This window comes from Streptomyces sp. ID05-39B, assembly GCF_033794725.1.
Lineage (GTDB): Bacteria > Actinomycetota > Actinomycetes > Streptomycetales > Streptomycetaceae > Streptomyces > Streptomyces bobili.
The window spans coordinates 1-10,431 of record NZ_JARGEF010000266.1 but is presented as its reverse complement, the minus strand read 5'-3'; the positions used below and the strand labels follow the sequence as shown (position 1 = coordinate 10,431).

At 69.4% G+C, this 10,431-nt stretch carries 10 protein-coding genes and 1 other RNA gene; 5 read left to right on the top strand and 6 right to left on the bottom strand.

The genetic code is table 11. From position 1 onward, the window contains the following. Window positions 1-173: 173 nt before the first annotated feature. Entirely contained in the window at window positions 174-1,505 is a 1,332-nt protein-coding gene (locus P1P75_RS35205) for a hypothetical protein (protein WP_319263182.1), read from the bottom strand. After that, a complete protein-coding gene (locus P1P75_RS35200) occupies window positions 1,502-2,182 on the bottom strand; it encodes a hypothetical protein (protein ID WP_319263180.1) in 681 nt (226 codons plus the stop codon). Before P1P75_RS35200 ends, P1P75_RS35205 begins: the two co-directional genes overlap by 4 nt. Window positions 2,183-2,778: 596 nt before the next feature. Between P1P75_RS35200 and P1P75_RS35195 the strand changes: the two genes are divergently transcribed. Beyond that, window positions 2,779-3,612 (top strand): hypothetical protein, encoded by an 834-nt coding sequence (locus P1P75_RS35195; protein ID WP_319263178.1) that lies wholly within the window; start codon window positions 2,779-2,781, stop codon window positions 3,610-3,612. Between the two features lie 280 nt (window positions 3,613-3,892). Here the strand turns inward: P1P75_RS35195 and rnpB are convergent. Further along, window positions 3,893-4,313, bottom strand: an RNA gene (rnpB, locus tag P1P75_RS35190) — RNase P RNA component class A. Between the two features lie 33 nt (window positions 4,314-4,346). Then, entirely contained in the window at window positions 4,347-4,925 is a 579-nt protein-coding gene (locus tag P1P75_RS35185) for a Uma2 family endonuclease (RefSeq protein WP_319263177.1), read from the bottom strand. Between the two features lie 170 nt (window positions 4,926-5,095). On the opposite strand from P1P75_RS35185, the gene P1P75_RS35180 reads away from it, so the two are divergent. Continuing rightward, window positions 5,096-5,854: a MerR family transcriptional regulator gene (locus P1P75_RS35180; RefSeq protein ID WP_319263175.1), complete on the top strand. Its 759-nt coding sequence runs from the start codon at window positions 5,096-5,098 to the stop codon at window positions 5,852-5,854. Further along, window positions 5,851-6,471, top strand: a complete 621-nt coding sequence (locus tag P1P75_RS35175; protein WP_319263173.1) for a hypothetical protein — start codon at window positions 5,851-5,853, stop codon at window positions 6,469-6,471. The genes P1P75_RS35180 and P1P75_RS35175 overlap by 4 nt, the downstream gene beginning before the upstream one ends. Here the strand turns inward: P1P75_RS35175 and P1P75_RS35170 are convergent. Beyond that, on the bottom strand, window positions 6,422-7,870 hold the full coding sequence (locus P1P75_RS35170) for an RNB domain-containing ribonuclease (RefSeq protein WP_319263172.1): 1,449 nt from the start codon (window positions 7,868-7,870) through the stop codon (window positions 6,422-6,424). The genes P1P75_RS35175 and P1P75_RS35170 overlap by 50 nt on opposite strands. A 134-nt stretch (window positions 7,871-8,004) precedes the next feature. Here P1P75_RS35170 and yaaA point away from each other — a divergent pair, with 134 nt between their 5' ends. Beyond that, complete coding sequence (yaaA, locus tag P1P75_RS35165; protein WP_319263169.1) at window positions 8,005-8,787, top strand: peroxide stress protein YaaA; 783 nt, start codon at window positions 8,005-8,007, stop codon at window positions 8,785-8,787. 112 nt (window positions 8,788-8,899) lie between these two features. Continuing rightward, complete coding sequence (gene eda, locus P1P75_RS35160; protein ID WP_319263167.1) at window positions 8,900-9,562, top strand: bifunctional 4-hydroxy-2-oxoglutarate aldolase/2-dehydro-3-deoxy-phosphogluconate aldolase; 663 nt, start codon at window positions 8,900-8,902, stop codon at window positions 9,560-9,562. Between the two features lie 147 nt (window positions 9,563-9,709). Here eda and P1P75_RS35155 read toward each other — a convergent pair. Then, window positions 9,710-10,431 (bottom strand): bifunctional RNase H/acid phosphatase (locus tag P1P75_RS35155; RefSeq protein ID WP_319263165.1); only part of this gene is annotated, 722 nt, incomplete at its 5' end.

The following is a 10,431-nucleotide window of genomic DNA, read 5'->3' as shown; positions in this document are numbered from 1 at the left end:
ACAGCCGGGCCATCAACGTGCCCCAGCTCCGAAAAGACCGCATCACACCAACACAGAGTCCCCGTCAGCACACCGACGAGGACTCATGAACGATCGAGGTTAGGCGTCGTTAGCGGCTTGCGGCCGACGTCCGTAAATACGGCCGATCCTGAAGCATGGTCGCGCCACAGTGTTCAGCCCCAAGGCACCTTGGCAACGTCGCCTACCCAGCCTCGGATGCGGGTGAGGTCCCGGTAAGTTCCGGTGTATCCGAGCGAATTGAGGATCAGCAACACGAGGTAGTGGCGAGCGAGAAGCCAGGCATCTCGCGTCAACCCGTCCAGTCCGTAGACGCGCTCTTGCGATTCTTGGGGGTGTACCAGCCGGTTCCTGACCCACGTGACGACATCGGCCCCGTCGATGTCCTTGTTCTCCTTTGCCTTCACATCGGCGGCGTACTGCGCGGCTGCCGTCAACAGGCCAGGGTTGATGTCGACAGGAATCTGGGCGTCGCGCAGCACCGTGCGCAGCAGGTCATAAGCTGGCCGCCGCTTGTACTCCCGCTCGGTCAGAGCACCGCTCAAGACGAGGCTCTGCCACATGATGTGCTCCAAGCCAGCTGTCCCCATGATGATTCGGGGCTCGACGAAGTCTCGGCTCCGCAAGTCCGAGATCGCGTACATCATCTGGAAGCGCAGGGGCGTGAGCTTGTCCGGGTCGAGGAAGGCGGCGATCGCCAGACGCAGGAAGTCACCAAGCGAGTCGTGATCTTGGTCGTACCACCAGCCGTCACTGGTCGAGCGTGCCGGGTCACAGTGAGCAGCTCGCCACTGTTCCCAGACCACTCGACCATCGCCGTCTTCTCCCACGGGCAGCATCGGGGCAACCCAGCGACCAAGGGCAAACGAGATTCCGACGTGCAGCGCCGTCAGCAACGGGTCGGCTTCGTCGGCGGTAAAGCCAGAATCATCGGCGCGACGCACCTCCATGACGTGCGTCATCACGTACACGTCAGTCTTGTGGAGTTCTTGCCAGACCTGCCGGTGGTCGGGACGAACGTCGAGCGTGATCTTCCATCCATTGGCTTCGAGCAACCATCGGCCCGACCATTCATGTTTGCCGCGAGATGTCTCCTCTACCAGCCCCAACGGTCCATGCCAGTTGGGCAAGTTGAACCAATGAACGAGGATTCGGCTCAAGGGAACATCGGAGTTCCCGAAAACGGCTCCGTTCGACCAACCGCCATCGACGTTCCGGGGGACCCCAGGCAGGGTCATATCGCCTATGGGGCGACGAAGCGTCAGGGGAACCTGGTTTCGGTTGGCGAAGCCCGACGTCGCGCCACCGCCAACCTCCCACTCAAGGTTGAACCCGTTTGAGCAGGTCAGCTCGACGCGGCCAGGGACATCAACTGTGCCGAGCCCACCAATCAAGCCGTCGTGCAGGAGGACGGCCTGGCCCGGCTTGTTGCACGGGTAGACCGGCGTGAGCGGTGGACTTGCTGGGGGCGTGTTCATCGTGGTCAAGCGGTTCCACTCGCTGACGGAGATGAGTTGTCCAGGATTGCAGCCTCGTCGTATCGCCAGCAGTCGTGCTCTAGACCGTCGGCGGGCTGAGATGTCATGAGGTGCTCTTGGATGTCGCGCACATACACCGGCTGTCGGATTCCCTTGACCACGGTGAACAGCGGATGGATCTCAGCTGCGGCAAGATTGGCCGACAGAGACGGGTCCTTCCACACCGTGTTCAACACGTAGGCCAAGTGCCGGAGCAGCAGTTGAGTCGAGTCAGGGGTGAAGGCCACGCTACGCGCGAGCTGTGCTGCGCCATGCCCGGCAAAGTTCCTCAGCTTCACGTACTGCGCTGCGGAGTGCGGCAAGGGCCTGGCCTGCGGATCAGCGTGACCCTCCAGGTACCTCACACCCGTCCGAAGGACTTCGGTGCTGCCGTCTGTTCCGCGCTTGCCGCTGACGATCCGGCCGAGCAGTTCGGTGGCATCGAGGGCGAGGAAGAGCGACCCGAGGTGGTAGTTGTGCTCGAAGTTGAGCCCAGAGGCCTGCATGAACTCGCGCATGACACCGCAGACGTACGAGGCCTTGCACACGTATGGGTCGAGCCCGGCGATCTGTGCGGCATCGTCCCACCGCGGCATGTCGTGGGTGAGCTGGACAGCGTGCTGAGCAAGGAGGGGACGGTAGTCCATGACTCCATAATCCGGCCGGCTTCAGGCTTGGGCAACCTCTTCACACACTGAGCGGGTTCAAAGCCCGATCACTACCAAGCGCCAGCAGGTGGGGCGCATCCGAGCAATTCTGGGCGTGCCCCATTCCTGCCACCTACCTCGCCGCCGTCCACGTGGCCTTGGCATCACGCCCGACTGCCGACACATGTCGACTGCCCCACACCGCTGCTGACCGGCATTGAGGCTCTGCTACTTTTCGGATTCGGTGGCGGGCGAATGATGTCTGCAGAAATTTTGGGGACAGATCAGTTCAGCCCCTGTCACGCTTAGCCATGGCGACTGCATGGAGTTGGGACTGGCGCAGGCTGGACTGCCTCGCTGGTTGCGGCGAGCTCGTCAAGCGCGCTCGCGACTCATGGGTGGAGATCGGCGGCACGCGCTCTGGGAGCTGGTTGATCGGAACACGCGTCGACGTAGGACGCATGTTCTCGGATCCCCTTCCACCACCGAACGACGAATCGCTCTATATGTTGGGGGCAGCTCACCGCGCTTGCCTCGGAACGGCTGTCCAACTCCTCCGCGCGGGCAGAGCCCAACTGGCCGACATCCTGACCACGATGGATATCGACACGAATCTCGAAGGCCAGGCCCACACGAACTGGATGGCCCCGCCACCAGGCCGTTGTCCCTTCTGTCAGGACCCACACGCCCAGCCCACCGACGAAGACATCTACCCCAAGTGGCTCGTGCGCGAGATGAAGCGCCACGGCGTGCGGAGCTCGGATCCCCATCGGCGGCGTATCAACTGGCCGACAACACCTGTCTGCCAGCACTGCAACAACACATGGATGTCAACGCTGGAGAACGACGTCAAGGACACCCTCGTCCCGATGTTCTTCCACGTGAGATCGCTGAACGTGCACGCCCAAGGCCGACTCGCCCTGTGGGCCGCCAAGATGGCCATCCTCTTCGATGCGATAGGCGGCAACATCGTTCCTCACGGCGCCGGGCAGGGCCTGGAGATCTTCCGCCAACCGCACCACGGGATGCAGATCTGGATCGCCGCGTACCACGACGTGAACCCCCTGACTGTGGTGTCGCGCCCGATCTACATGCCGGGGAACGCTTCAAGTGACGACTTCCTCGGCCTGTGCGTCACCTTCTCGGTGGTCAAGGTCGCGTTCCAGGTGCTCATCCCCTTCCACGAGGGAGACCTCGCTCCCCTAGAGGACTTTCACAGTTCTGTCGTGCCGATTTGGCCACCGGCAAATCCCCTACTCGACTGGCTTCCGCCATACCGGTTCGACGCCACCTCCATCCAGGCACTCGCTGCGAGGATCAACGACAACCACGAGAGCGTGACGATTGACGTGAATCTCGACGCAGCACAACGCGTGAAGCAAGCACCACCGGAAAGCGAATCCACCAGCGAGTCACAGCGGACGGAATGACCTGCGCCCTGTCCCGCCAGCAGGGAGACACGCCGGACCATACTTTCGAAGGCGCCCGAAGCGTCCCAACTCGCTGGCCACTGACCTGGGGCCGCATTTTGCACCCGCCGGATGCCCCATATGCCCTATCCACTCCTTATCGACAGGACAGGATGGACGATACGAGCGGTATATCTCCGCGCCGTCACCCACCCACACGGCCCGAATTCGACCCGGATTCGACCCGGCCAGCTTGTTCAGCGAGAAAACATGGCCTCTGACCTGCGGAAATGTGGAGCGGCAGACGAGTCGGGCTGTACGCCGGGTTCTGTCGCCCGGTCGCCTCGCGGCGGCCGGGGAGACGGCCATCCATCTAGGGCCGGCGTTGCCGCCGGCCTCGTGCGGTCTACCCGCGGACTCGGGCGGGCAGCCCTCGAACGTCCGCGCAGAGTCGCTTTTTACAGCGGCTCCTTTTGACCTTGCTCCGGGTGGGGTTTACCTAGCCGCCTGAGTCACCTCAGGCGCTGGTGGTCTCTTACACCACCGTTTCACCCTTACCGAGGACCGCCCTCTTCGAGAAGAGAACAGCCCCGGCGGTCTGTTTTCTGTGGCACTGTCCCGCGGGTCACCCCGGGTGGCCGTTAGCCACCACCCTGCCCTGTGGAGCCCGGACGTTCCTCGGGAAGCCCCAGGGGGCTCCACGCGGCCGTCCGCCCGGCTCGTCTGCCGTATCGACCATGGTACCGGGCGTCGGGTCAGAGAAAGTCCGCGGTGTCCAGGTCGAAGGCGAAGGGCTCGGGGAGGGTGAGGGGCTTGCCGAAGGGGAGGGTGGTGTGTTCTCGGTAGTCGTCGTGCCTCGGGTCGCTGAAGAGCGTGACCTGTGAGCTGTCGCGGTCGATGAGGAGGTAACGGGGGATGCCGCTGCGGGCACAGCAGCGGCGTTTGGCCTCGCGGTCCGCCGTGGGCTTCGTGGACGTCACCTCCAGCACCATGGCAACGCCGTCGCAGGGCATCCAGGGGCCGGCGTTCCCGAAGAGGTCGAGGTCGAGGGCCGCGAAGGTGGCGTCCGGGACCACGTGATTCTTCGGGCAGGCGCCTCCGCTCCTCAGCTTCAGCCCCTTGTTCCCGGAGACGTCCATGTCGGTCCGCGACCGCTTGATCACCTGCCTCACGATCCGGCTGATGTACTTCTCGTGATCCCCGTCCGGCGGCGGCGTCACAACGATCTCCCCCTCGACAAGCTCCGCCCGGAAGCCTTCCGGGGTGTCCAGGGCGAGGAAGCCCTCCAGCAGGACCTCTTCCTGCGTGCGCGGCTCGTGGGCCATGGCGGTCATGTCACGCCCCTCTTTCGGTCGCTCGCCAGATTCGGGCATCGCCGGATCACCTGTCCGTGAGATCGGGAACCGTTCCCTCGATCGTGGCACAGGATCATCAGAGCCGTAGGGACACCGTGGGCACATCGCCCGCTTGACCCTGCCGCGGCGTCAACGTCTGTACTGGTGGCATGCGGATCGGAGAACTCGCCGAGGCCGTCGGCGTCACCACGCGGACCGTCCGGCACTACCACCACCTGGGGCTGCTGCCCGAGCCCGAGCGGCGTGCCAACGGCTACCGCGACTACACGCTCCGGCACGCGGTCGTGCTGGCGCGGATCCGGCGGCTGACGGAGCTGGGGCTGGGGCTCGCCGAGGTGCGGGACGTGCTCGCGGACGACGCGGGCAAGGATCTCGTCGAGGTGCTGACCGAGCTGGACGAGGACCTGGCCCGGCAGGAGGCGGCGATCCGGGAGCGGCGGGGGCGGCTGCGGACGCTGCTGGACGGGGAGGCGCTGCCCGCCGAGGGGCCCGTGTCCCCCGAGCTGGCGGCGCTGTTCGCGCAGACGGCCCACCTGTACGACTCGCCCATGGCCGCCCGGGACCGTGAGGTGCTGGCGCTGGTCGAGACGGCGGCGGGCCCGGCGGAGCGGGAGCGGCTGATGGCCGCGGTGAGCGCGGTCGCGGGGTCGCCGGAGACGGTGGCCATGGCCAATGAGGCGTACGCGCTGCTGGACGCCCTCGCCGACGCGGCCCCCGACGACCCGGGGGTGGAGACCGCCGCGCGCAGGCTGGCCGCGTGCACCCCGCGGAGTCTGCTCCCCGACCCGGTGACCATCGACCGGGACAGCAGCTTCCTGCGGGCCTTCTACGCCGACTTCGCGCCCGCGCAGGCGGCGGCGATCCGGCGGTCGCTGGAGATCCTCATGGAGGAGGGCGGTACCGGATGAGGACGATCACCGTGCTCCTGCGGCATGAGCTGCGGCTGCTGGCGAGCCTGCTGCTGTGGGTGGGACGGCGACGGCACGGTGTGGGTGAGGGGCGGGCGTTCGGGTACGCGCGGGGGCAGGGCGCGGTGATGGCCGGGTTCGGGTTCGTGTGTCTGATCGAGACGTTCACGATGTCCGTGCTGCTGCGGGACCTGCCCGCCCTGCACACCGCCATGCTGATCCTGGACGTGTACACGCTGGTCCTGCTGGCCGGGGTGTACGCGGCCTGGCAGGTCCGGCCGCACGTCCTGAACGACGACGGCGGCATCCTGCGGGTCCGCCACGCGGCGCATGTCGATCTGCGTATTCCGCTGGACCGGATCGCGGCCGTACGGCACGAGACGCGCTCCACGCACGAGCGGGCCGACGGCGAGCTGAACCTCGCGGTGGGCTCGCAGACCTCCGTCACCCTCGAACTGACCGAGCCGGTCGCCCACGTCACCTTCCTCGGCCGCCGCCGGGACGTGGACGTGGTGCGGCTGCACGCCGACGACGCGCGGGACCTCGTACGCGAGCTGGTGCGGGTGGTCAGGCCGGGGCGAAACGTACCTTCGCCGTCGCCGGATCCGCCTGGGTGAGGCGGACGCGGAGGCGTTCGCCGAGGGGCAGGGGGGTGCTGTCCTCGGGGGCTGCCTCGATGCGGCCGATGACCGCCGGGGACTCCAGCTGGACCGTGCCGACGGTCGGGTGGCGCTCGTCGAGGTCGACGACGCAGCCCTCGAAGACCTCGCCGATCCGGTCTTTGAGGAGGGCGGCCTCCACGGCGTCGACGCAGGCGCGTTCGACGGTGCCCGCCCGCCGGCCGCCGTCGGCCATCTCGCCCGGCAGGGTGTCGAGCGCGGCGAGCACCCAGGGGGGCGGGTCGGCACCGGCGACGGCGGCGAGGCACAGCTCGGTGGCGTAGCGGTCGGCGAGGCGGCGGAGCGGGGCCGTGCAGTGCGTGTAGGGGGCGGCGACGGCGGCGTGGGTGGTGATCTCGGGCAGGACGCCGTCGCGGAAGACGGTGTAGCCGGCGCCGCGCAGCAGGGTCGTGCACTCCTGGAGGAAGGCCGCGTGCCGGGGCAGGCGCGGGTCGAGGGAGCGGATGAGCTGCGCGTACGACACGTGGTGCGGCCAGTCGATGTGTAGGGCGTGGGCGGTGCGCCGCAGCCGGCCGACGGCGCCGTCGGGGGCGGCCGGGAGGGTGCGCAGCACGCCGGTGCCGTAGGCGAGCATCAGGTCGGCGGCGGCCATGCCGGTCAGGAGGGAGAGCTGGGCGTTCCAGCCTTCGGCGGGCAGCGGGGCGCGGAAGGAGAGTTCGTAGGTGTGGTCGCGCTCGGTGATCTCCTGTTCGGGCACGTCGAGGGAGATTCCGCCCCGGTCCGCCTCCAGCTGTCGGCGGAGCTGCCCGACGGTCTTCAGGAGCGCCACGGGTTCCTCGGCGGTGCCGTCGTCGATCTGTCGCTGCACGCGCGCGTAGTCGAGTTTGGCGCGGCTGCGGACAAGGGCGCGGCGGACGTCGACGGCGAGGGTACGGCCGTCGGCGTCGAGGTCGACCGTCCACAGCGCGGCCGGACGCGGGCCGTCGGGCAGCAGGCTCGCGGCGCCCTCGCCGAGCGCCGGCGGATGCAGCGGAACCCTCCCGTCGGGGAAGTAAAGCGTGCTCACCCGGCGGTGCGCCTCGGCGTCCAGCGGCCCGCCGGGTACGACGAAGGCGGCGACGTCGGCGATGGCGTACCGCACCCGGTAGCCGGTGCCCTGCCGGGACAGGTGCAGGGCCTGGTCGAGGTCGGTGGAGGTGGGCGGGTCGACCGTGACGAAGGGGATGTCGGTGGCGTCGTACGTCGGCAGGGCGGGGGCCGCGGCGGCGCGTTCCGCCTCCGCGAGCACGGCGGGCGGGAAGCTCGCGGGCACGCCCAGCTCCGTGCGCAGGGCGGCGAGGGCGGCCCGGAGCGGTGCTTCGGGGGCGCCGGTCACGCGGATCTGGCGGCGGGGCATAGGGCGAGCGTAGGGCGGGGACGGGGTGTCGGCACCCCGTACGCTGGCGCGCGGGAGCCGTACCCGAAGTCCCCGAAGCCACCGAAGCCACCGAAGCCACCGAAGCCACCGAAGCCACCGAAGGAGAAACGCGCGTGCTCGTCCTGTTGCCCCCGTCCGAAGGAAAGGCCGCCTCCGGCCGTGGCGCCCCGCTGAAGCCGGAGTCGCTGTCGCTGCCGGGCCTGGCCGCCGCGCGTGAGGCCGTGCTGCGCGAGCTGGTCGAGCTGTGCGCCGGGGACGAGGAGAAGGCGCGTGAGGTGCTCGGGCTGAGCGAGGGGCTGCGTGGCGAGGTCGCCAAGAACACGGAGCTGCACACGGCCGGGACCCGGCCGGCCGGGGAGATCTACACGGGTGTGCTGTACGACGCCCTCGGCCTGGCGTCGCTCGACGCGGCCGCCAAGCGGCGGGCGGCCCGTTCGCTGCTGGTGTTCTCGGGGCTGTGGGGTGCCGTCCGGGTGACGGACCGCATCCCGTCGTACCGCTGCTCGATGGGTGTGCGGCTGCCGGGGCTCGGGGCGCTTGGGGCGCACTGGCGGGCGCCGATGGCGCGGGTGCTGCCGGAGGTGGCCGGGGACGGGCTGGTGCTGGACCTGCGGTCGGCGGCGTACGCGGCGGCGTGGAAGCCGAAGGGGGAGGTCGCCGCGCGGACGGCGAGCGTGCGGGTGCTGCACGCGCCGACCCGGAAGGTCGTCAGCCACTTCAACAAGGCGACGAAGGGCAAGATCGTGCGCAGCCTGCTGACCGCGGGGATCGCGCCGAAGGACCCGGCCGGGCTGGTCGTGGCGCTGCGGGACCTCGGCTACACGGTGGAGGAGCAGGCGCCGGCGCGGGCGGGGGCGCCGTGGACGCTGGACGTGCTGGTGGACGAGATCCACTGAGCCGCTGAGTCGCTGAGCCGCCTGAGCCGCTGAGCCGCGGGCCTGGCGAGGCTCGTTGCAGTATGCGCAATGCCCTTTGCGGGCAGTGCACCCTGCGGGCAGGATGAGGCGCATGCCCTCACCCCTGCCCTCCGCTTCGGCTGCCTCGGTACTGGATCTCGCTCCCGTCGTGCCCGTGGTGGTCGTGGCGGACGTCGCCGACGCGGTACCGCTGGCACGGGCGCTGGTCGCGGGCGGGCTGCCGGCGATCGAGGTGACCCTGCGCACCCCGGCCGCCCTCGACGCGATCCGGGAGATCGCAGGCGCGGTGCCGGACGCGGTCGTCGGGGCCGGGACCGTGATCACCCCGGACCAGGTGACGGCCTGCCGGGCGGCCGGGGCGCGGTTCCTGGTGAGCCCCGGATGGACGGACGCGCTGCTGACGGCGATGCGGGCCTCCGGGCTGCCCTTCCTGCCCGGGGTGTCGACCACCACGGAGGTCGTGGCGCTGCTCGAACGCGGAGTGCGGGAGATGAAGTTCTTCCCCGCGCAGGCGGCCGGCGGTACGGCCTATCTGCGCTCGCTGGCCGGGCCCTTGCCGCAGGCCCGCTTCTGCCCGACCGGCGGCATCGGTCCCGACAACGCGCCGGAGTATCTGTCCCTGCCCAACGTCGGCTGTGTGGGGGGCAGTTGGATGGTTCCCTCGGACGCGGTGGCGGCACGGGACTGGACGCGGGTGGAGGAGCTGGCGCGGGCCGCCTCGCGGCTCAACGGCGCGGGTGGGACGTGTCGTTGAGGGGACGGAGGACGACCCCGCGACTCACCCGCGCAGGGTCGGACCGGTCGTTGAGGACACGTCGGACCGGTCTTCGAGGGGACGCACGATCCGCGGCTCACCCGGACACACCGGACCCGTCGCCGAGGAAGCGGACAGCCCCGCGGCTCACCCGCGCAGGTGGGACGTGTCGTTGAGGAGGCGGACGCTGGCGTTGCCGTCCGCGTAGTACGCCACGACGGACAGCGAGGCCGCCGACAGTTCCATCCGGAACAGTGACTCGGGCGGGGCGCCCAGGGCGAGCCGGACCAGGGTCTTGATCGGGGTCACGTGCGTGACCAGCAGGACCGTACGCCCCGCGTAGGCCGCGACCAGCTTGTCGCGGGCGGCGGCGATCCGGACCGCGGTCGCCGCGAAACTCTCGCCGCCGCCGGTCGGTTCGGCCTGCGGGTCGGACAGCCACGCGTTGAGATCGTCCGGGTACCGCTCGCGGACCTCACCGAAGGTGAGCCCCTCCCAGGCCCCGAAGTCCGTCTCGCGCAAACCGTCGTCGACGGCGACCTCCAGCCCCAGCCGGGCCGCGACGGCGGCGGCGGTCTCCCTGGTCCGCGCGAGCGGAGAGGCGACGATGTGCTGGACCGTGCCCCGCCGGGCGAGCGCGTCCGCGACCCGCTCCGCCTGCTCCCGCCCGACGGCGGAGAGCGCGGGATCACTCCCCCCGCTCCCGGAGAACCGCTTCTCCGGCGTGAGCGGCGTCTCCCCGTGCCGCAGCAGCACGAAGGTGGCGGGCGCCCCGAGATCCGGGGCGGCCCCCCAGCCGACGGCGGGCTGCGCCTGCCCTGACGCGGAAGCGGAGGAAGGGGAAGAGGAAGGGGAAGGGGAAGGGGAGG